The organism is Streptomyces sp. NPDC044921 (genome assembly GCF_056432865.1).
On sequence record NZ_JBWKIF010000007.1, the window covers coordinates 251,214 to 271,492 of the forward strand.

The window sequence follows — 20,279 nt, forward strand, 5'->3', positions numbered from 1 at the left end:
CTTTTCTTACGTGCTCGCGGGTGTACGGGTGGTCCGTTCGAAAGCGGGCGGTGCCGACCGGGCCGCGGGCCGGCAGTCGAAGCTCTCCCGCAGTCGCGCCATCAGGTCCGTGAGCCGGCCGACCTCCTCGTCGGTCCAGTCGCTCAGCCGCTCGGCCAGGACCTCCGTGGTCCGCCTGGACAGCTCGTCGAGCTGGGCGTGGCCCGCGGGGGTGAGGCGCAGGATGCGTGAGCGCTTGTCGGCGGGGTCGGGGGAGCGTTCGATCCAGCCCCGGTCCACGACGTGCGCGACATGGCGGCTGGTGACCGACATGTCCACCGCGAGCAGCTCGGCGAGCTTGCTCATGCGCATGTCGCCGTGGCGGCCCAGCAGGGTCAGCACGGCCGCCGACCCGCCGGGGCATTCGGCGGGCAGCATCCGGCCGAGCTCCCGCTTCACGGCACCGAAGGCACTGAACTGGCGGACCAGCTCCTCGTACTGCGCCCTCCCGGCCATGACACCTCCCGCTTTCGTTGCTTAGGGCAACCATAGGAGTGGTTGGTTGCTGAAGGCAAATAAAAGAGGGGATGGGGGACCAAAAAGTTGGCAAAGGCAAGTATTGCGGGAGTAAATGTGCAGGTGGCGAGCCCGGAGCTCCCGGTCGCACGGGGACAAACGGAAGGCCAACCCCCACTTGGGGAGCCCCGCCGTTTTCGCTAGGGTCTCGGGCCATGGCTAACAACCAGGCCCCCCAGGGCAATCACGACCCGGCCGGCAGCACCCAGATGTTCCGCGCGTTCGTCGACGAGGCGCCGCAGGGGCGCCAGGCCGCGGCCTCGGGCGGCGGCCCGCGCATCGGCCTCGTCCTCGGCGTGGTCGTCGCGGTGGCGATCGTCGCGGCGGTCGCCTGGCTGGCGCTGGGGTAGTACGGCGGGTTCTCGGGCACCCGGCGACGGTGCCGGGTGGGCGCGCGACCCGGCGCTTGCCGTCCCTGGGGCGAGACGCGCCCGCACCCGCCGGACGGCGCAAGGGGCCGTGTCGGGGGTGTCCGCCCGCAGCGGTTGGCGCGTCGACGCCAGTCAGTCGGTGAAGGGGTCGATCGCGCCGTTCCGAGGACGGACACCCCCGGCGCGGCCCCGACCCACCACCGGCGGGAAGGCGAAGACACCGCGCCACGGGCAACCGGCAACCGTCCTCGGTCCGTTCTCAGTCCGAGATCAGACCTTCCCGCAGCTGCGCCAGCGTCCGCGTCAGCAGCCGCGAGACGTGCATCTGCGAGATGCCGACCTCCTCGCCGATCTGCGACTGCGTCATGTTCGCGAAGAACCGCAGCATGATGATCCGCCGTTCCCGCGGCGGCAGCTTGGCCAGCAGCGGCTTCAGGGACTCCCGGTACTCCACGCCCTCCAGCGCGGTGTCCTCGTACCCCAGCCGGTCCGCCAGCGACCCCTCGCCGCCGTCTTCCTCCGGCGCCGGCGAGTCCAGCGAGGACGCCGTGTACGCGTTCCCCACCGCCAGCCCGTCGACCACGTCCTCCTCGGACACCCCGAGCACCGTGGCCAGTTCGGTGACCGTCGGCGACCGGTCCAGCTTCTGCGAGAGCTCGTCGCTGGCCTTGGTCAGCGCCAGCCGCAGCTCCTGAAGCCGCCGCGGCACCCGCACCGACCAGGACGTGTCCCGGAAGAACCGCTTGATCTCCCCGACCACCGTCGGCATCGCGAACGTCGGGAACTCCACGCCCCGTTCGCAGTCGAACCGGTCGATCGCCTTGATCAGCCCGATCGTGCCGACCTGGACGATGTCCTCCATCGGCTCGTTGCGCGACCGGAAGCGCGCGGCCGCGTACCGCACCAGCGGCAGGTTGAGCTCGATCAGCGTGTCACGGACGTACGCACGCTCGGGGCTGTCCTCGTCGAGCGCGGCCAGCCGCAGGAACAGGGAGCGGGACAGGGTGCGGGTGTCGATGGCCCCCGTGGCCGGCAGCACCGGCGCGGGCTCGGTCGCGAGCTCGGCCGGAACGTCGTCGATGGGGCCGAGTGAGTCGAGAGCATGGGGAGCTGTGTCGCTCTCCGCGAGCGTGAGCACCTTCGAGCTGCCCTGTTCTGCGGACATGCCACCCCCTTTGGGTCGCGGGACGGTCGCGGCGAACGCCCCCGTCTGAGGAACGCAGCCTTCACCTGAATACCGGAGCCGAAGCTCCGGCAAACGCGCTTCACGCAGAATGTCACATGTCGGCAACACGCTGTAGTGACATGTCGACATCTGAGACGCGAATCCGCCCTGCAAACAAGGGGTCTGACGACTTTTCGGCTCTCAACTGTCGGCAACGGCCCTGATGAGCGATTCCCTCCCCCCGGTGACCTCTCGCTCGCGTTTGCGGTTACGCGTCGATCCGGTTCGCAGACCGCAACCGCTGGAAGCTACGCGCGAGTAGCCGCGAGACGTGCATCTGTGAGACGCCGAGTTCCGCACTGATCTGGGACTGCGTGAGGTTGCTGTAGTACCGCAGCAGCAGGATCCGCTGCTCCCGCTCGGGCAGCTGGACCAGAAGGTGCCGCACGAGGTCCCGGTGCTCCACCCCGTCCAGCGCGGGATCCTCGTAGCCGAGCCGGTCCAGCAGCCCCGGCAGGCCGTCCCCCTCCTGCGCGGCCTCCAGGGACGTGGCGTGGTACGACCGCCCGGCCTCGATGCAGGACAGCACCTCGTCCTCGGTGATGCGCAGCCGCTCGGCGATCTCCGCGGTCGTCGGGGTCCGCCCGAAGGCGGTCGTCAGGTCCTCCGTCGCGCTGTTCACCTGCACCCACAGCTCGTGCAGCCGGCGCGGCACGTGGACCGTGCGGACGTTGTCGCGGAAGTAGCGCTTGATCTCGCCCACGACCGTCGGCATCGCGAAGGTGGGGAACTGCACGCCCCGGTCCGGGTCGAAGCGGTCGATGGCGTTGATGAGCCCGATGGTGCCGACCTGGACGACGTCCTCCATCGGCTCGTTGCGGGAGCGGAACCGGGCGGCCGCGTAGCGCACCAGCGGCAGGTTGGCCTCGATGAGCGCCCCGCGCACCCGGTCGTGCTCCGGCGTGCCCGGCTGGAGCTCCTTGAGCTGGGCGAAGAGGACCTGGGTCAGGGCGCGGGTGTCGGCCCCGCGGCTCCGCTGGGGAGCGGCCGGGGCGACCGGGGCGGTCGGGGTCGTCGGGGCGGTTTCCGCGGGCGGTTCCGGGGCCTGGGAGGTGGGTGCCTGATGAGGTGCGGTACTGGCCAGCACGGTCAACTCCACCTCGTCATCGTCAACTCATCGTTCAACTCTTCCATCAAAAGCGGTCATAGCATCACAAGACATGTGCACTGTGTGCAAGCACCCCATAACTACGTGTTGAGGGATGAATGGCGCACAAATGAACTCACGTCACGAAGAAGCCCCCTGTCGCACCGACAGGGGGCTCGCGGCGGCCGGGGCGGCCGGCCTCAGAACTCGTAGTCCGCGATCACCCAGGTGGCGAACTCCCGCCACAGCGCCACACCGGCCTGGTGGTCGGGGTGCTCCACGTACCGCCGCAGCGCCTCGGCGTCGTCGAAGGCGGAGTTGATGGCGAAGTCGTACGCGATGGGCCGGTCGCTGACGTTCCAGCCGAGCTCCCAGTGGCGGAGTTCGGGGATCCTGCCGTCGAGGGCGCGGAAGGCCTCGACGCCCTGCACGACCCGGGGCTCGTCGCGCTCGACGCCCTCGTTGAGCTTGAACAGGACCAGGTGGCGGATCATCACTTTCCTCCGTTGGCGACCCACGACGCGAAGTCGCCCAGGGCCTGGGCGGCGTCCGAGATGCCCTGGAACCCTATCCGGACGTAGTCGGCGGCCCCGTCCGGGTCCGTGATGATCACGTAGGCGGCGAAGACCACGAGCACGTAGACGGCGGCCTTCTTCGCGTTCACCGCCACCGCGGCCTCCCCTGTCACTCATGTCACGAACAGCGCACATGATCGCACGAAGGACCGGACACCCGAAGGGGCGGATCGCACGAAGGGCCCCGTCTCGCGACGGGGCCCTTCTCAGGCGGTAGCGGAGGGATTTGAACCCTCGGTGACTTGCGCCACACTCGCTTTCGAGGCGAGCTCCTTCGGCCGCTCGGACACGCTACCGAGGGAGACCTTACAGCAAGGTGCCGCGTGCTTCGAAATCGGTTCCCGGCGGCCGCTCAGCGAGCGCGGAAGAACGCCGTGAGCAGCCCGGCGCACTCCTCGGCGAGCACGCCCTCGATCACTTCGGGCCGGTGGTTGAGGCGACGGTCGCGGACGAGGTCCCACAGGGATCCGGCCGCGCCGGCCTTCTCGTCGCGGGCGCCGTAGACGAGCCGGTCGACGCGGGACTGCTGGATGGCGCCCGCGCACATCGTGCAGGGCTCCAGGGTCACCACCAGGGTGCAGCCGGCGAGCCGCCACCGGCCGAGCGCGGTCGCGGCCCGCCGCAGGGCGAGGACCTCCGCGTGGGCCGTCGGATCGCCGCCGGCCTCGCGTTCGTTGTGCCCGGCCGCGAGCACGGTCGTGCCGTCCGGCGCCAGGACGACGGCGCCGACCGGGACGTCCCCGCCCCGGACGGCCTCGGCGGCCTCGTCCAGGGCGAGTCGCATCGCGGGCCGCCAGGGGTCCCGTACCGGGTCCGGCGGCCCCGGGGCGGGGCGAGCGGTCAGCGGACGGTCTCCAGGGTCTCCGAGGCGCCCAGGGACTCGGCGATCTCGGTGACCGCGTCCGTGGACATCGAGCGCAGTTCCTTCTCGCTCACGCCGAGGTCGTCGAGGATCCCGGCGTCGCCGACCGGGCCGTGCGGCACGGCCTCGGCGGAGCCGGCCGCGCCGTCGCCGTCGCCGGCCTCCTCGTCGTCGTCCGACTCGCCGTCCTCGGTGCCGTCCAGGTCGAGGGCGTCCAGGTCGGTGGAGGCGTCGTCGCCCGGATCCCGGCCGAGCAGTTCGTCGGTGAGCAGGATCTCGCCGTAGCTGCTGCGGGCAGCGGCGGCGGCGTCCGAGACGTAGATGCGAGGATCCTCCTCGCCGTCCACGCGGACGACGCCGAACCAGGCGTCCTCCTGCTCGATGAGCACGAGCACCGTGTCCTCGTCGGGGGAGGCTTCACGGGCCAGGTCGGCCAGATCCGACAGGGTTTCCACATCGTCGAGCTCTGTGTCGCTCGCTTCCCACCCGTCTTCGGTGCGCGCGAGCAGTGCGGCGAAGTACACCGTGACTCTCCCACTGGTCTTAGGCGTGCCGGTTGGGGGTCCCCCCGGCGGAGGTTGCGGGCGGGGAGTGCTCGTCCGAGCCCCACCCACTCGGAATCGTGGCAGAAACAAGGCGTTCAGGGGACGTCTTCGGCCCCCTGTGTCCGGCAGTTGCGCTCGCACGCTCGTTGCCGCCACCTGCGGATCGTACGCGGCTTTGCCCTGCTCCACGCACGGTCACCCGCCACAACGTCCGCGCGGTTCGTGATCTTCCCCGGCGGTTTCCGTGCCCGTTCCCTACCAGCGGAACGTGCGCATGCGCATGGCGTGCCGCAGGCGGGCCGTCTTGGCGCGGCGCGGCTGGACGCGGTCGCGCAGTTCCCTGGCCTCGGCCAGGTCGCGCAGGAACCGGGCGCGGCGCCTGCGGCGCTCGGCGTCGGACTCCTCGGCGCCGCTGCGCTCGGCCGTCCCGTCCGCTCCGGCCCGCTCGGCCGTCCGGTCGGTCTCCGGGTCCGTCCCGGGCCGTGCGCGCGGTGACGGGTCGTGTCGGGTCTCCCGGTCGGGCATCTGGTTCACCACCCCCACTCCGTCTCTCCCACCTTCCCCCGGACGGCCCGTTTGACGCCGGCGAACGGGTGACGGCCGGGCGGCGTGCCTGCCGTGCGGCCGGGGTCATCGGGCCCGGTTACTGTTGTGGACATGCGTCTCCACGTCGTCGACCACCCCCTGGTCGCCCACAAGCTCACCACGCTGCGCGACCAGCGCACCGACTCCGCGACCTTCCGCCGCCTGGCCGACGAGCTGGTCACCCTGCTCGCCTACGAGGCCACGCGCGACGTGCGCACCGAACAGGTCGACATCCAGACGCCGGTCGCGCGGACCACGGGCGTCAAGCTCTCCCACCCGCGTCCGCTGGTGGTGCCGATCCTGCGGGCCGGCCTCGGCATGCTGGACGGCATGGTGCGGCTGCTGCCGACCGCCGAGGTGGGTTTCCTCGGCATGATCCGCAACGAGGAGACGCTGCAGGCCTCCACGTACGCCACGCGCATGCCGGAGGACCTGTCGGGCCGTCAGGTGTACGTGCTCGACCCGATGCTGGCCACCGGCGGCACGCTGGTCGCGGCGATCCAGGAGCTCATCGCGCGCGGCGCCGACGACGTGACCGCCGTGGTGCTGCTGGCCGCGCCCGAGGGCGTGGAGGTCATGGAGCGCGAGCTGGCGGGCACGCCGGTGACGGTCGTGACCGCCTCGGTCGACGAGCACCTGAACGAGCACGGCTACATCGTCCCGGGCCTCGGTGACGCGGGCGACCGGATGTACGGGGCGGCCGAGTAGGCCGGACCGGCCTCTCGGGCGCGACGGGCCTGTCACGGGTTCGTCGGGCCTCCCCGTAGCGGGACGGGCCTCTCAGCAGCCCTTCTTCGTCGTCGGCGCCGGCTCGGGCCTGGCCAGTTCGGTCAGCGCCCGGTCGGCGTCCGGCTTCTTCGCCAGCTCCTTGAAGGCGTCCCCGATGAGGAGGTCGACGGCGGCGCCCTTGCGGGCCGCCTCGGTACGCCGTTCGGCGCCGGGGAGCTGGGTGCCGAGCACCGGCAGCGCGGTGTCCAGGGCGGACGCGGGGCCGAGCAGCAGGCCGGTGCCCTTGACCTTCTTGTCGTACTGCTTGGGCGCGTTGCCCACCTCGCCGATCTTGAAGCCGCGCTTCTTCAGCTCGTCGGCGGTCTTCTTCGCCAGGCCGCTGCGCGTGGTGGCGTTGAGGACGTTGACCGTGACGGTGCGGGGCTCGGGCAGGGGCCTGGCGCTGGGCGACGGGCTCGCCTTGGCCGTGGGGGAGCAGTCCCCGCCGCCGGCCGCCGAAGCCTTGTCGCCGCCCGTGAAGACGTCGATGAGCTGGAGCGTGCCCCAGCCGCCCACGCCGAGCACGGCGGCGGAGGCGATGCCCGCGGCGACGAGCCTGCCGCGCCGCCGGGGCCGGCGCATCCGGGGATACCTGTTGCCCGTGATGCGGTATTTGCCGCCCATGCCGGGGGGAGTCAGCATGCTCATGAGCGCAGCGTAGTGCGCCCGGGCGACGATGCCTACTAGATGATCATTCGACGTCGCCCAGCGGAACCCGAAAGGGCCAACCCGTGACCTGCGGGGTCAGTCGAGCTCGAGCACGCGCGCGTGCAGCACCTGGCGCTGCTGGAGCGCCGCCCGCACCGCGCGGTGCAGGCCGTCCTCCAGGTACAGGTCGCCCTGCCACTTCACGACGTGCGCGAAGAGGTCGCCGTAGAAGGTCGAGTCCTCGGCGAGGAGGGTCTCCAGGTCGAGCTGCTGTTTGGTCGTCACGAGCTGATCGAGGCGGACCGGGCGCGGCGCGACGTCCGCCCACTGCCGGGTGCTTTCCCGGCCGTGGTCGGGGTACGGCCGGCCGTTTCCGATGCGCTTGAAGATCACACGGAAAGCCTACCGGTCAAGACCTTCCGGGCGCAGCCATGGCGACGGAGTACGACGCCGAAAAAAACCCCACAAGGCGGTACGAACCGCAGCAGGAGCGCGCATATGCCGGACCGTGCGCCCGTGCCGTCGGCGGCCGGCCCCCTTCGTCCGCCGGGGAGGCGCCCACCCGGGCCCGTCGCCCGATTCGCCCGAAAGGGGGCGGGAGTCCGCTCGTGGCGCGTGACCCGGGAGGCGGCGGAGACACCGCTCCGGCCGTCTCCGCCGCCGCGGGCGGGTCAGCGGCCGCCCCGCTCCTCCGGCTTCGGGAGCTGCGGCTTGCGCTCGGCCGGCGGGGTGCTCGGCTTGGGGGCGCTGCGGGCGGCCTCCGCGCGCAGCAGGGCGCGCAGGACCGCGTACGGGTCTTGGAGCATGGCTGTGTTCCTCGTCCTTGTGGTTCCGTCTTGTGGTTCCGTGCGGGCCTGGTGGACCGGTGGGCGGTCCGCTCAGCAGCGCAGGACCTCGGAGCGCAGGGGGCGAGGGTCGTGCGGCGGGTCCGGCGGCACGGGCACGGGGCGCCGTGCGGTGCACGCGGGGCCGGGGGCCGGCAGCGGGGCCGGGCGCAGCGGGGCGGCGGAGCGGCGGGTGTTCCGGGCGGCGGGCCGCAGGACGGTGTCGAAGGCGTCGTACTCGGCGGTCGTGCTCTCCCCGGGGACGAGTGCCGCCGGGACCGTGTGCGCCGCGGCGTGCGCGCCGGGCACGAGCAGGGCGAGCAGCAGGACGAGCACCCGCGGCCAGGTGTGCCGGCGGGTGGCGCGGGGGACCGGCTGCGCCGCGGGGTGCACGGGAGGTCACTGCCCGCCGCGGGCACGCCGTTCATCGCGCGGGCCGTGAGAACCGCCCGCTCGGCGTAGGGAGCACGTGGCCCGTTCGCAGGGGGTGCGGCGGCCCGGTGCGCCGGGGGCGTGCTCCTGGTCCCGGGGTTCGCCGGTCGGTGGCTCGGTCATGGTCCATGCTTGGACCGGGCCCGGCGCACCCGCCACCGGGAGCGGGCCACGCGGCTGACGCCGGGACCAGGAGCACGCCCCCGGCTCGCCACGCCGCGCGCGCTCTCCCGCGCGGGGAGGGCGGAACCGGACCTATCCGCGGGAGGCCTTCGCGGCCTTGGCCGCCGCCTTCATCTCCTGCTTGTGCGCCCGCACCCTGGCCAGCGACTCGGGGCCGGTGATGTCGGCGACCGAGCGGAAGGACCTCTCCTCGCCGTAGGGGCCCGCCGCCTCCCGCCAGCCCTCGGGGCGCACCCCGAGCTGCTTGCCCAGCAGGGCGAGGAAGATCTGTGCCTTCTGCCTGCCGAAGCCGGGCAGCTCCGCCAGCCGCTTCAGCAGCTCCTTGCCGGAGCCGGCGTCCCTCCAGACGGCCTCGGCGTCACCGTCGTAGTGCTCGACGAGGTACTGGCACAGCTGCTGGATCCGCTTGGCCATGGAGCCCGGATAGCGGTGCACGGCCGGTTTCCGCGACAGCAGCGCGGCGAAGGCCTCCGGCTCGTGCGCGGCGATCTCGTGCGCGTCCAGGTCGTCCGCGCCGAGCCGCTGGGCGATGGCCGCCGGGCCCTTGAACGCCCACTCCATCGGGATCTGCTGGTCCAGCAGCATGCCGATCAGCGCGGCGAGCGGACTGCGGCCGAGCAGCGCGTCGGCCTCGGGGTCCTGGGCGAGGTGCAGGGTGACGTCCATGCCCCGATCATCCCCCGGTGCGTCCGGCCGCGCTCCCGGGCCGCTCAGGGGCGCCAGTAGCCCAGGGCGTGCACGCGCTGCTTGGGCAGGCCCAGTTCCTTGCGGACGTACGCGGCGAGCGTGCGGGTCGTCGCCGTGTCGCAGGCGATCCAGACGTACGGGTCGGCGGTGCGGCCGAGCAGCCCGGGCAGGTCCGCCCGCACCCGCTCGACCAGGTGGGCGCCGGAGTCCTGGCGGGGCACCCTGCGCAGCTCGTGGCGGCCTGGGTCGGTGCGGAACGGCAGGTCGTCGTCGCCGCCCTCGAACCAGACGGTCGCCGGGGCGGAACCCAGGGCGGCGAGGAGGGAATTGACGGCGGGCAGGGAGGCCGGGTCGCCGACGGCGAAGACGTGCGTGGGCGCGGGGCTCGGGTGCTCGAAGCCGGTGCCCTGGACGGTCGCCTCGATGGTGTCGCCGGGCTTGGCCGCCCGGGCCCAGTCGCTGGCGCAGCCCGCGTGCAGGGCGAACTCCAGGGCGAAGGTGCCGGTCGCCGGGTCGGGGTCGACCAGCGTGTAGGCCCGCTGGTGCGGCTTGCCCGCGTTGTCGAACCAGAGCCGGACCCACATGGTCGGGTGCACGCCGGTGGCGGCCAGCAGGCCGCCGTCGGTGAAGCGCAGCCGCCGGTAGTCCGGGGTGACGTCCTCGGTCTCCGTCACCGTGAACCGGAAATCCTTCGCGCGCAGCAGTTTGAGGACCGCGCCCTCCCAACCCCGCCCCTGCCCCATCGCGTTTCAGCCCCTCGCGTACGATTCCGGCCACACAGCCATGACTTAGGCAAGGCTAACCTAAAGGAAGGTGGGGGTACAGGGTGGCCATCGAGATCTACCGTGACGCCTGGGGCATTCCGCATCTGCGCGCGGACAGCGCGGCCGGACTGGCCCGTGCCCAGGGACTGGTCACCGCCCGCGACCGGGCCTGGCAGCTGGAGGTCGAACGGCACCGGGCCCAGGGCACCTCGGCGTCCTTCCTCGGCGCGAGCGCCCTGGCCTGGGACCGGTTCGCCAGACGCGCCAGACTCGACGACACGGCCAGACGCTGCTTCACCCGGCTGGAGAGACAGGACCCCGGGACGGCGGAGTGGGTGCGGGCCTACGTCGACGGGGTGAACGCGGGGCTGGAGCGGGCCCGGGGCCGCGCGGTCCCCGAGTTCGCCCGCACCGGACTGGCCCCCGGGCGCTGGGACCCCTGGACGCCGCTCGGGGTCTGGCTCGCGACGCACATCCTCTTCGCCGGGTTCCCGGCCAAGCTCTGGCGCGAGCAGGTCGCCACCCACCTCGGCGCGGACGCGATCGGCCTGTTCGCCACCGACGGGCCCGGCACCTCCGGCAGCAACGGCTGGCTGGTGAGCGGCGGGCGGACCGTCACCGGGCGTGCGGTCATCGCCGGCGACCCGCACCGCTGGATCGAGGACCCGGGCGTCTACCAGCAGATCCACCTGTCCTGCCCGGAGTTCGACGTCGTAGGCCTCGCCGTCCCCGGGATCCCCGGCATCGCCCACTTCGGGCACACCGGCACGGTCGCCTGGGCCATCACCAACGCCATGGCCGACTACCAGGACCTCTACCGGGAGCGGCTGCGGCGCACGGGCGCCGGCGTCGAGGCGCTGGACCCGGACGGGGTCTGGCGCCGGGCCGCCCGGCACACGGAGACCGTCGAGGTCGCGGGCGAGGAACCGGTCGAGGTCGAGGTGATCGAGACCGCCCGGGGCCCGGTGGTCATCGGCGGCCCCGAGGGCCTGGACGGCGGCACCGCCGAGCCGGACCTGCCCCCGCTCGCCGTCAGCCTGCGCTACCCGCCCCGCGTCACCGGCGACCTCGGCTTCGGCGCCCTGCTGCCCCTGCTGCGGGCCCGCCGGGTCGCCGACGTGGACCGGGCCCTGGACCGCTGGGCCGAGCCGGTCAACGTCGTCCAGGCCGCCGACACCGAGGGCGGGGTCCTGCACCGCGTGGCCGGGTACGTGCCGCTGCGCGCCGAGGCCAACCGGCTGCGCGTGGTGCCCGCCTGGGAGCCCGGCCACGAGTGGCACGGCCGGCAGGAGACGCCCCGCGCCGGGCTCACCGACGGCGTCGCCGTCATGGCCAACCACCGCGGCCCCGCCGCCCCCCTCGGCGTCGAGTTCGCCCCGCCCCACCGCCACGACCGCATCGCCGCGCTGCTGGCCGGCAAGGAGCGCTGGTCCGCCGCCGACATGCCCGCCGTCCACACGGACACCCACCTGGCCTCCGCGGCCGCGCTCCTGGACCACCTGCGCTCCCTCGACGGCCTCCCCCCCGAGGCCGCCGCGCTGAAGGACCGCCTGCTCGCCTGGGACCGCCGCATGGACGCCGGCAGCGCCGACGCGGCCCTGTACGCGGCGCTGCGCGCCGCGGTCGTCCGGCGGCTCGCGGCCGACCCGGCCTTCGCCGCGCTCGCCACGCCGCCCGCGTACCCGGACGTGTTCCTGCCCTGGCTCGCCCTCCTGCCGCGGGTCGGCTTCGCCCTCGAACACCTGCTGACCGCCGGGGAGCTGTACGGCATCGACCGCCCGGCGGCCGTCCGCGCGGCGCTCGACGAGGTGGCGGCGCGGCCCCCGGCCGGCGTCTGGGGCGACACCCACCGGCTGGCCCCCTGGCGCGCCCTGGACCCGGAGGAACCGTACGAGGAACCGGGGCTGTCCGGGGACCACGACTGCGTGCTGTGCACCTCGGCCGTGCCGGGCCTGACCGACCGGGCCGCGCGCGGTCCGGCCGCCCGGTACGTCTGGGACCTGGCCCGGCGCGAGGACAGCCGGTGGGTGGTCCCGTTCGGCGCCTCGGGCCTGCCCGGCTCGCCCCACCACCGCGACCAGCTCCCCCTGTGGCTGCGGGGAGACCTCGTCCCGGTCGTCACCGACTGGGACCTGCTGACGAAGGAGACCGATGTCTGACCCGTACGCCTCCCGCACCGCCGTCCACGAGCAGGTGACCGACGGCCTCGGCACCGTCCGCGTCCTGCCGTTGGACGCCGAGGCCGACGCCGGTGTCGTCCACCGCTGGGTGAGCGAGGAGCGGGCCGCCTTCTGGGGCATGACCGGCCTCACCGAGCATCAGGTCGCCGAGGTCTACGCCCACATGGACACGCTCACCACCCACCACGCCTTCCTCGTCGTGCGCGAGGGCGAGCCGGTGGCGCTGCTGCAGACCTACGAGCCGGAGGCGGACCGCGTGGGCGAGTGCTACGACGTCCGCCCCGGCGACATCGGCGTCCACCTGCTGCTCGCGCCCGCCGGGCCGGGCGGCGGCAGGCACGGCTGGACGGCCGGGCTGGTCGCCGTCGTCGCCGCGTACGTCCTGGTGGGCCTGGACCGCCGCCGGGTCGTGGTCGACCCGGACGTGCGCAACGACAAGGCGATCGCCCGCTTCCTCAAGCAGGGCTTCACGGCCGGGCCCGTGGTGGTCCTGCCGGAGGTCGACCTGCCGGACGTGTACCTGCCCGAGAAGAAGGCCCAGCTCGCCTTCCTGGAACGGGAGATACTCTTCCCCGCGTGACGCCCGACGACCTCATCGCGCACTACGGCCTGGAGCCGATCCCCCGCGAGGGCGGCCTGTTCCGCCAGACCTGGGCCGGGCCCGGCCGCCCCGACGGCAGACCGGAGGGCACGGCGATCGTCGCGCTCCTCACGGCGGACGACTTCTCCGCCCTCCACCGTCTGCCCACGGACGAGATCTGGCACTTCTACCGGGGCGACCCCCTGGAGCTCCTGCTCCTCGCCCCGGACGGAAGCGCGCGCACGGTGGTCCTGGGGCCGGAGGTGCTCGACGGCCAGCACGTCCAGTTCACGGTCCCGGCGGGCACGTGGATGGGCGGCAGGGTCCGGCAGGGCGGCGCGTGGACCCTGTTCGGCTGCACCATGGCCCCCGGCTTCACGTTCGAGGGCTACGAACACGGGGACGCGGCCGAACTGGCCGCGCGCTACCCGGCGGTGGCCGACGCGGTCGCCGCGCTGTCCCGGCCCTAGGGTGCGGGCGGGTGGCCGTACTCCCCGGCCCTAGGGTGTGGGCGGGTGGCCGTACTCCTTGGCTGGCCCTCGGGTGCGGGCGGGTGGTCGTACCTCCCGGCCCTCGGGCGTGGGCGGGTGGTCGTACCCCCCGGCCCCAGGGTTCGGGCGGCCGGCGCATTCCCGGCCCCCGGCGGGGGACCGGTGAGCGCTGCGCGCTTCCCGTCCGTACCTAACCGGGAGCCGTACAGCCCGACCCCGGAGACCCACGTGGAGCGCAATGTCGGACACCCCCGGCGAGCCCGAGCCCTGGTGCTGCTCGGCGCCGTGCTGGTACTGCTCCTCGGGGGAGCGGCCCCCGCCCCGGCCCACTCCGCCCTCCGCGGCACCGACCCGGAGGACGGATCGGTCGTCGCCCGCGCCCCCCGCCACGTCACCCTGACCTTCACCGAGTCCGTCGGCCTGCTCGACGACTCCTTCCGGGTCTTCGGCCCCGACCAGCGCCGGGTCCCCACCGGAGAGGCCGCGCACGCGGACGGCCGTTCCGACACGGCCAGGGTCCGCCTGGACGGCAAGCTCGCGCAGGGCACGTACACGGTCGCCTGGCGGGTCGTGTCCGCCGACAGCCACCCGGTCTCCGGCGCCTTCAGCTTCTCCGTGGGCAAGCGCTCCGCGACCACGGTCCAGATCGACACCGGCCCGGAGGAGGACTCCCTCACCGACGGTCTCTACGACCTCGCCCGCTACCTCGCCTACCTCGCCGCGGCCCTGGTCGTCGGCGTGGTCGCCTTCGTGTCGCTGTGCCGCCCGGCCGGCACGTCCCCGCTGCGCCGGCCCCTGGTCGCCGCCTGGTGGACGCTCCTGGGCGCCACGGCCGCGCTGCTCCTGCTGCGCGCCCCCTACGAAACCGGCGCCGGGCCCCTCGCGGCCTTCGACGGTGACGCCCTGGGACGCAGCCTGTCCAGCCGCCCGGGCCGGGCGCTGCTGGCCCGCCTGGTGATCCTGCTGCTGATCGCGGCCTTCCTGGCCCGGCTGTCCCGGAGCCGTGACCACCACCGCCCCGCCGTCCGGGCGTCCGGCACCGCCCTGGCCGTCGCCCTCGCCCTGACCTGGGCGGTGGCCGAGCACGCCTCGGCCGGCATCCAGGTGCCGCTGGCGATGACGTCCTCCGTGCTGCACCTACTGGCCACGGGCGTCTGGCTCGGCGGGCTCGTGGCGCTGCTGCTGACCCTGCGCCGCGCCTCCGTCGAGGACCTGACGCAGGTCGTCCCGCGCTTCTCCCGGGTCGCCTTCACCTCCGTGACCGTCCTGGCGGTCACCGGCCTGTACCAGTCCTGGCGCGGCCTCGGTTCCCTGTCCGCGCTGACCGGCACGTCGTACGGCAGGCTGCTGCTCCTCAAACTGGCCGCGGTGTCCGCGCTGCTGCTGGCCGCCGGCCACGCCCGGCGCTGGACGGCCCGCATCGCCGCCCCGGCCGCCGGCGCCCGGACCGCGGCCCCGGCGGCCACCGGCCGGACGACCGTACCGGCAGCGACCCCGCAGCCGGACGGGGCGCACGCGGTGCCCGTGGGCGCGATGACCGTGGGCGCGGTGGCTACGGGCTCGGTGGCTGCGGGCTCGGCGGCCACGGGTGCGGCGAGCACCACCGGCCCGGCCGTGCGGACCGCGGCGCCGGAGGCCACCGCCCGGACGGCTCTACCGGCGCGGGCTCCGCAGCGGCTCGGCGCGCACGCGGTGGCCGAGTCCTCGGTAGCCGCGCCTCCGGTGGCTCCGGGCGCGGCAACCACCACCGGGTCGGTCACTACCGGGTCGGCCACCACCGGCTCGCCGCCGACCCGCGCGGCCAACGCGGTCTCAGCAGACGTCGAGCCGGGCACAGGCGCGGACCCAGCGGATCCGGGCGCGGCGGAGCCAGGGGTGGCGGACCCGGAGCGGCACGGGAAACCGGCGGACCCGGCCGCCGGAAGGGGCGGCGCGGACGCCCCGGGTTCCGTGGCGGACCGGGCCCCCCGAACGAGCGGCGCGGACGCTCCGGAGGGCTCCGTGACGGACCCCGCCTCCGGAAGGGGCGGCGCGGACGCTCCGGAGGGCTCCGTGGCGGACCCGGCTCCCGGAAGGGGCGGTGCGGACGCCCCGGGTTCCGTGGCGGACCGGGGCTCCCAGGGCGGCGGCGCGGACGAATCGGTGGGGCCCGGTGCGCCGGGGGACCCCGACGTCCGGCGGCGCGGGCTGCGCCGTTCCGTGCTCGTGGAGGTCGCCGTCGCCGCCGTGGTGCTGGCGATCACCACCGTGCTGACCGGCACCCTGCCCGGCCGCGCCGAGGCCGAGGCGGCCCGGCAGGCCCCGGCGGGCACGCTGCCGCCCACCGCGCAGGTGACGGTGCCCTTCGACACGGGCGCGGGCGGGGTGACCGGCCGCGGCACGGTACAGGTCACCCTCGACCCGGCCCGGGTCGGCGAGAACGGCGTCCAAGCCGTGGTCTACGGCGCCGACACCGGCCTGGTCGTCGTCCCCGAGGTCCGCGTCACCTTCAGCCTGCCCGCCCGGAAACTCGGCCCGATCGACGCCGAACTCACCGACCAGGGCGGCTACTGGGGCACCAACGCCGTCAATCTGCCGCTCCCCGGGACCTGGACGATGAGGACGACCGTGCGGGTGTCGGACGTGGACCAGGTGACGGAGGAGAAGCGGGTGCGGATCGTGCCCTAGGCAGCCGCGCCACCGCCGTGGACCCGCCCGCCACCGCCGCCATGGGCCCGCCACCCCCGAGGAGCCGCTTCATCGTCCCGGCGGCCCGCACGGCGGCGTCGCCGCAGCAGTTGTTGAACAGCACGTGCACCTGCTCGGTCCGCTCGGCCAGCCGCCGCACGCGGGGCAGCCACTCGGCGAGTTCGTCCTCGTCGTAGTCGTGCCGGAACCGGTCCTCCTTGCTGCCGGTGCCCCAGGCGGCGCTGCGGCCGTGGAACCGCACGACGGACAGCCCCGGCGAGGTCACCGGCGTCACCGGCGGCATGGAGGACGGCAGGGTCTGCGTCATGTCGACGGCGACCGCGGCCATCCCGTGCCGGGCCAGCAGCGCCCGGGTCGCCTCGGCCCGGTCCGGCTCCCACCAGGACGGATGCCGGAACTCCACGGCGACGGGCCAGCCGCGGGTCCGCTCCGCGCACTGCCCCAGGAACGTCTCGGCCCGCTCGCCCGGCCGGAACCACGGGGGGAACTGGAACAGCACGCTCCCGAGCCGTCCGGCGCACCGCAGCGGCTCGACGCCGGCCGCGAACCGGGCCCAGACCGCGTCGAGCACGGCGGGGTCCCGGTGTTCGGCCGGCAGTCCGTCCGGCATCACCGCCTGCCGGGTGGGATGCCCGGTCAGCAGCGAGAACGCCTTCACGTCGAACACGAAACCGTCCGGGGTCCGCTCGGCCCACAGCACGCTGTTCCGCTCGCTCGGCAGCGCGTAGTAGGAGGCGTCGACCTCGACGACCGGGAAGTGCTCGGCGTAGTGCCGTAACCGCCCCTCGGCGTCCCGCCGCCCGGCCGGGTACCAGCCGCTGCCGACCAGCGCCCGGTCCGTCCAGGAACACGTGCCCACCAGGATCCTGCCGATCTCACCCGTCTCGCCCATGGGGGAGCGGTTACCCGGGCCGGGCGCCGGCAGGCTCCTACGACGGCCGGTGACGGGCGGTGAAAGCGCCCGAATGCGGGTAATCAGGTCATAGTTGCCTATTGCGGTGACCTGGCCGACGCCTCCGCGAGAGCGAGATGACCGAACATGGAGCAGCCCGTCACCCTCGGCCGGGCCGGCCGCCCGCCCGGCACGGCCCGCGAAGCTCCCGAAGCCCTCGACGCCCTGGTCGCGGAAGACCTCACCGCCCGTGTGGCCCTCGACGAACAGGGCAGGGTGACCGGCTGGAACGCGGGCGCCGAGCGGCTCCTCGGACACCCGGCCGGGCGGATGCTCGGCCGTCGCGCCGCGGACCTGCTGGCCGAGCCGATCCCCGTGCGCGGCGGGATGCCGGCCCTCGCCGGGCTGTCCCGGTGGAACGGTGACATCGCCCTGCGCCACCGCGACGGCCGCAAGCTGACCGTCCGGATCCTCGCCCACCACCGCCCGCCCGGCACCGGCGCCCCCGCCTGGCTCGTCGTCTCCGCGCTGGGCGAGACCGGGCCGGAGCCCGGTCTCGACGACTCGCTGGTCGGTTGGAGCTTTGCCCAGTCCCCGTGCTGCGCCCAGGCGATCTACGACACCCGGCTGCGGCTGCGCCGGGCCAACGCCGACATGGAGCGCTCCACGGCACTCACCGAGGAGGAGATGCGCGGCCTGCGCGTCTCGGAGATCATCGACGACGCCGCCGGCGAGCGGGCGGAGCGCAGCATGGCCCGGGTGCTGCGGACCGGGGAGCCGCAGTACGACGAGAACTACCTCCAGGCGCCCGGCGAGGACCACGAACACGCCTGGTCCGTCTTCATGTCCGCGCTGCGCGACCCGGAGGGCGTCATCCGGGGCGTGTGCCTGTCCGCGCACGACATGACGGAGCAGTTCTGGGCCCGCAGACGGCTCCAGCTGATCGCCGAGGCGGGCCGGCGCATCGGCAGCACCCTGGACGTGACGCGCACGGCCCAGGAGCTGACCGACGTGACCGTGCCGGACCTGGCCGACTTCGCCAGCGTCGATCTGCTGGCCACGCTGGACGACGAGCCCGAACCGCCCGTCCGGGCCCTGCCCGCGGGCGGGCCGCTGCGCCTGCGGCGGGTGGCGCTGCGGTCCGTCACGCCGGGCGCCCCGGAGGCGGTGGTGGCGGCCGGCGAGGTGGACTCCTACCCGGCGGGCTCGGCACCGTTCGAGAGCCTGCGCACGGGACGGCCCACCGTCCAGGAGGTGACCGGCCCGGCCCTGACGGCGTGGTTCGCGCGCGACCCGGCCCGCGCCGCCCGGGTCCGGAGCTCCGGCGTCCACTCGGTGCTGACCGTGCCGCTGACCGCCCGCGGCACGACCCTGGGCGTCGCCTTCTTCGTCCGCCACCGCAACCCGGACACCTTCCGGCACGACGACCTGGTCCTGGCCGGGGAGCTGGCCGCCAGGGCCGCGGTCAGCATCGACAACGCCCGCCGCTACACCCGCGAGCGCGCCACCGCCGTCACCCTCCAGCGCAGCCTGCTGCCCCAGCGACTGCCCCGGCAGACGGCGGTCGAGGTCGCCTCCCGCTACCTGCCGGCGGGCGGACACGCGGGCGTGGGCGGGGACTGGTTCGACGTCATCCCCCTGTCCGGGGCCCGGGTGGCCCTGGTCGTCGGCGACGTCGTCGGCCACGGCCTGCACGCCTCCGCGACCATGGGACGGCTGCGCACGGCGGTGCGCACCCTGGCCGACATCGACCTGCCGTGCGACGAGCTGCTGACGCACCTGGACGAGCTCGTGGCCCGCCTGAACACGGAGGAGGAGGGCGACGGCGACCCCGGCGCGCCCGCCGGACCCGCCCCGGCCGCGGAGACCTCGGCCGACGTGGGCGCCACCTGCCTGTACGCCGTCTACGACCCGGTCTCCCGGCGCTGCTGCTTCGCCGGGGCCGGGCACCCGCTGCCCGCCGTCGTACGCCCCGACGGCACGGTCGACCTGGTCGCCCTCCCGGCCGCGCCCCCGCTCGGCGTCGGCGGCCTGCCCTACGAGGCGACCGAGGTCGAACTGCCCGAGGGCAGCCTGCTGGCGCTCTACACCAACGGCCTCGTCACCACCCGCGACCGGGACATCGACGCCGGTGTCCAGAGTCTGAGAGACGCCCTGGCCCGTCCGGCGCCCTCGCTGGACGCCCTGTGCGACCGGGTCCTCGCCGAGCTGCTGCCCCAGCGCCCGGCCGACGACGTGGCCCTGCTCGTCGCCCGCACCCGCGCGCTCGGCGCGAACCAGGTCGCCACCTGGGAGGTGCCCTGCGACCCGTCGGCGGTCGCCCGGACCCGCAAGGACGTGGTGGCGCAACTGGAGCGGTGGGGCCTGCCCGACGCCGTCTTCGTCACCGAACTCGTCGTCAGCGAACTCGTCACCAACGCCATCCGCCACGCCGAACCCCCGGTCCGGCTCCGCCTGATCCACGACGCCACCCTCATCTGCGAGGTGTCCGACGGCGGCAACACCGCTCCCCACCTGCGGCGCGCCCGCAGCCACGACGAGGGCGGCCGCGGCCTGCTCCTCGTGGCCCAGCTGACCGAGCGCTGGGGCACCCGCCAGAGCGCCACGGGCAAGACCATCTGGGCGGAACAGACCCTGACCCTCCCGTGAGGACCCCGGCCATGACGATTCCGACCGGCCAGCCGACCGACCGCGTCCCCGCCCACCCGGTGCCGTGGGCCGGCCGCCCCACGCGGTGAGGGGACGGACCACGGCATGCAGACCTTCCTGCCCTACCCCGACTTCCGGGCAACCGCCCTGGCCCTGGACCGCCGCCGGCTCGGCAAGCAGCGCGTCGAGGCGCTGCAGGTCCTGCGCGGTCTGATCGTGCCGGGCTACGGCTGGCGCCGGCACCCGGCCGTGCGGATGTGGGCCGGGTACGAGGAGGCCCTGGTCCGCTACGGACTGGAGATCTGCCGGGCCTGGCGCGAGCTGGGCCACCAGGACAGCTGCGCGGCCACCCTGGTCGCCGACCTCGCCACCGTGCGCCCCCACGCCCCGGTCCGCGACCAGCACGAGCTGGCCGCCGAGGGCGAACTGCCGCCCTGGCTGGGCGACACGCCCTTCCACCGCAGTCACCGCTCGGCGCTGGTGCGCAAGGACCCGGACACCTACGGGGCGGTCTTCCCCGGGGTGCCCGACGACCTGCCGTACGTCTGGCCCGCCTCCGACCGGTCCGCGTAGGCGCACCGCCCTCTCCGTCAACTCCCGTCCGGGCGGCACCCGTTGTCGACCGCGCGGTTCCGTGTTCCACTGGATCTTTTCCGGCACATCGGTCACGGGTTCGGGCGGGCAGGAC

At 74.3% G+C, this 20,279-nt stretch carries 23 protein-coding genes and 1 tRNA gene; 8 read left to right on the forward strand and 16 right to left on the reverse strand.

Annotation, left to right across the window (positions count from 1 at the left end; genetic code table 11):
- Positions 1–6: 6 nt before the first annotated feature.
- Positions 7–495 (reverse strand): MarR family winged helix-turn-helix transcriptional regulator, encoded by a 489-nt coding sequence (locus AC07DA_RS13870; protein ID WP_479127689.1) that lies wholly within the window; start codon positions 493–495, stop codon positions 7–9.
- A 215-nt stretch (positions 496–710) separates the two neighbouring features.
- On the opposite strand from AC07DA_RS13870, the gene AC07DA_RS13875 reads away from it, so the two are divergent.
- Positions 711–905: a hypothetical protein gene (locus AC07DA_RS13875; RefSeq protein WP_479127691.1), complete on the forward strand. Its 195-nt coding sequence runs from the start codon at positions 711–713 to the stop codon at positions 903–905.
- Between the two features lie 280 nt (positions 906–1,185).
- On the opposite strand, the gene AC07DA_RS13880 is transcribed toward AC07DA_RS13875, so the two are convergent.
- The 8 genes from AC07DA_RS13880 to AC07DA_RS13915 form a co-directional block, all read right to left on the reverse strand.
- Positions 1,186–2,091 (reverse strand): RNA polymerase sigma factor SigF, encoded by a 906-nt coding sequence (locus AC07DA_RS13880; protein ID WP_479127693.1) that lies wholly within the window; start codon positions 2,089–2,091, stop codon positions 1,186–1,188.
- Between the two features lie 268 nt (positions 2,092–2,359).
- On the reverse strand, positions 2,360–3,238 hold the full coding sequence (locus AC07DA_RS13885) for an RNA polymerase sigma factor SigF (protein WP_479127846.1): 879 nt from the start codon (positions 3,236–3,238) through the stop codon (positions 2,360–2,362).
- 200 nt (positions 3,239–3,438) lie between these two features.
- A complete protein-coding gene (locus tag AC07DA_RS13890; protein ID WP_479127695.1) occupies positions 3,439–3,732 on the reverse strand; it encodes a Dabb family protein in 294 nt (97 codons plus the stop codon).
- Positions 3,732–3,908 (reverse strand): hypothetical protein, encoded by a 177-nt coding sequence (locus AC07DA_RS13895; protein ID WP_479127697.1) that lies wholly within the window; start codon positions 3,906–3,908, stop codon positions 3,732–3,734. The genes AC07DA_RS13890 and AC07DA_RS13895 overlap by 1 nt, the downstream gene beginning before the upstream one ends.
- A 116-nt stretch (positions 3,909–4,024) precedes the next feature.
- Positions 4,025–4,109: transfer RNA gene (locus tag AC07DA_RS13900), tRNA-Ser, on the reverse strand.
- Between the two features lie 56 nt (positions 4,110–4,165).
- On the reverse strand, positions 4,166–4,597 hold the full coding sequence (gene tadA / locus AC07DA_RS13905; RefSeq protein WP_479127699.1) for a tRNA adenosine(34) deaminase TadA: 432 nt from the start codon (positions 4,595–4,597) through the stop codon (positions 4,166–4,168).
- Positions 4,598–4,653: 56 nt separating this feature from the next.
- On the reverse strand, positions 4,654–5,199 hold the full coding sequence (locus AC07DA_RS13910; protein WP_479127701.1) for a tRNA adenosine deaminase-associated protein: 546 nt from the start codon (positions 5,197–5,199) through the stop codon (positions 4,654–4,656).
- Positions 5,200–5,475: 276 nt separating this feature from the next.
- The gene (locus AC07DA_RS13915) at positions 5,476–5,745 is read right to left on the reverse strand and encodes a hypothetical protein (protein WP_479127848.1); all 270 of its coding nucleotides are present in this window, start codon (positions 5,743–5,745) and stop codon (positions 5,476–5,478) included.
- A 132-nt stretch (positions 5,746–5,877) separates the two neighbouring features.
- Here AC07DA_RS13915 and upp point away from each other — a divergent pair, with 132 nt between their 5' ends.
- Positions 5,878–6,513: a uracil phosphoribosyltransferase gene (gene upp, locus AC07DA_RS13920; RefSeq protein ID WP_479127703.1), complete on the forward strand. Its 636-nt coding sequence runs from the start codon at positions 5,878–5,880 to the stop codon at positions 6,511–6,513.
- Positions 6,514–6,585: 72 nt separating this feature from the next.
- On the opposite strand, the gene AC07DA_RS13925 is transcribed toward upp, so the two are convergent.
- The 6 genes from AC07DA_RS13925 to AC07DA_RS13950 all read right to left on the reverse strand — a co-directional run bounded on the left by AC07DA_RS13925 (position 6,586) and on the right by AC07DA_RS13950 (position 10,090).
- Positions 6,586–7,197, reverse strand: a complete 612-nt coding sequence (locus tag AC07DA_RS13925) for a LytR C-terminal domain-containing protein (protein WP_479127850.1) — start codon at positions 7,195–7,197, stop codon at positions 6,586–6,588.
- A 120-nt stretch (positions 7,198–7,317) separates the two neighbouring features.
- Positions 7,318–7,614 carry a type II toxin-antitoxin system VapB family antitoxin gene (locus AC07DA_RS13930; protein WP_004943146.1) on the reverse strand — a complete coding sequence of 99 codons (297 nt, stop codon included), beginning with the start codon at positions 7,612–7,614 and terminating at the stop codon, positions 7,318–7,320.
- Between the two features lie 278 nt (positions 7,615–7,892).
- Complete coding sequence (locus AC07DA_RS13935; RefSeq protein WP_479127705.1) at positions 7,893–8,027, reverse strand: hypothetical protein; 135 nt, start codon at positions 8,025–8,027, stop codon at positions 7,893–7,895.
- 72 nt (positions 8,028–8,099) lie between these two features.
- Positions 8,100–8,438, reverse strand: coding sequence for a hypothetical protein (locus AC07DA_RS13940; protein ID WP_479127707.1), 339 nt, complete (start codon positions 8,436–8,438; stop codon positions 8,100–8,102).
- A 294-nt stretch (positions 8,439–8,732) separates the two neighbouring features.
- The gene (locus AC07DA_RS13945; protein WP_479127709.1) at positions 8,733–9,326 is read right to left on the reverse strand and encodes an HhH-GPD-type base excision DNA repair protein; all 594 of its coding nucleotides are present in this window, start codon (positions 9,324–9,326) and stop codon (positions 8,733–8,735) included.
- 44 nt (positions 9,327–9,370) lie between these two features.
- Positions 9,371–10,090, reverse strand: a complete 720-nt coding sequence (locus AC07DA_RS13950) for a siderophore-interacting protein (RefSeq protein WP_479127711.1) — start codon at positions 10,088–10,090, stop codon at positions 9,371–9,373.
- Positions 10,091–10,173: 83 nt separating this feature from the next.
- On the opposite strand from AC07DA_RS13950, the gene AC07DA_RS13955 reads away from it, so the two are divergent.
- From AC07DA_RS13955 to AC07DA_RS13970, 4 genes are all read left to right on the forward strand, one after another.
- Positions 10,174–12,270 (forward strand): penicillin acylase family protein, encoded by a 2,097-nt coding sequence (locus AC07DA_RS13955; RefSeq protein WP_479127713.1) that lies wholly within the window; start codon positions 10,174–10,176, stop codon positions 12,268–12,270.
- The gene (locus AC07DA_RS13960; protein WP_479127715.1) at positions 12,263–12,871 is read left to right on the forward strand and encodes a GNAT family N-acetyltransferase; all 609 of its coding nucleotides are present in this window, start codon (positions 12,263–12,265) and stop codon (positions 12,869–12,871) included. The genes AC07DA_RS13955 and AC07DA_RS13960 overlap by 8 nt, the downstream gene beginning before the upstream one ends.
- Positions 12,868–13,341: a cupin domain-containing protein gene (locus AC07DA_RS13965; protein WP_479127717.1), complete on the forward strand. Its 474-nt coding sequence runs from the start codon at positions 12,868–12,870 to the stop codon at positions 13,339–13,341. Before AC07DA_RS13960 ends, AC07DA_RS13965 begins: the two co-directional genes overlap by 4 nt.
- A 291-nt stretch (positions 13,342–13,632) precedes the next feature.
- On the forward strand, positions 13,633–16,029 hold the full coding sequence (locus AC07DA_RS13970) for a copper resistance CopC/CopD family protein (RefSeq protein ID WP_479127852.1): 2,397 nt from the start codon (positions 13,633–13,635) through the stop codon (positions 16,027–16,029).
- On the opposite strand, the gene AC07DA_RS13975 is transcribed toward AC07DA_RS13970, so the two are convergent.
- The gene (locus AC07DA_RS13975; RefSeq protein WP_479127854.1) at positions 15,929–16,924 is read right to left on the reverse strand and encodes a DUF72 domain-containing protein; all 996 of its coding nucleotides are present in this window, start codon (positions 16,922–16,924) and stop codon (positions 15,929–15,931) included. The two genes, AC07DA_RS13970 and AC07DA_RS13975, sit on opposite strands and share 101 nt — an antisense overlap.
- Positions 16,925–17,089: 165 nt before the next feature.
- On the opposite strand from AC07DA_RS13975, the gene AC07DA_RS13980 reads away from it, so the two are divergent.
- The gene (locus tag AC07DA_RS13980; RefSeq protein ID WP_479127719.1) at positions 17,090–19,591 is read left to right on the forward strand and encodes an ATP-binding SpoIIE family protein phosphatase; all 2,502 of its coding nucleotides are present in this window, start codon (positions 17,090–17,092) and stop codon (positions 19,589–19,591) included.
- A gap of 105 nt (positions 19,592–19,696) precedes the next feature.
- Positions 19,697–20,164 (forward strand): MSMEG_6728 family protein, encoded by a 468-nt coding sequence (locus tag AC07DA_RS13985; protein ID WP_479127721.1) that lies wholly within the window; start codon positions 19,697–19,699, stop codon positions 20,162–20,164.
- The last annotated feature ends 115 nt before the right edge of the window (positions 20,165–20,279 follow it).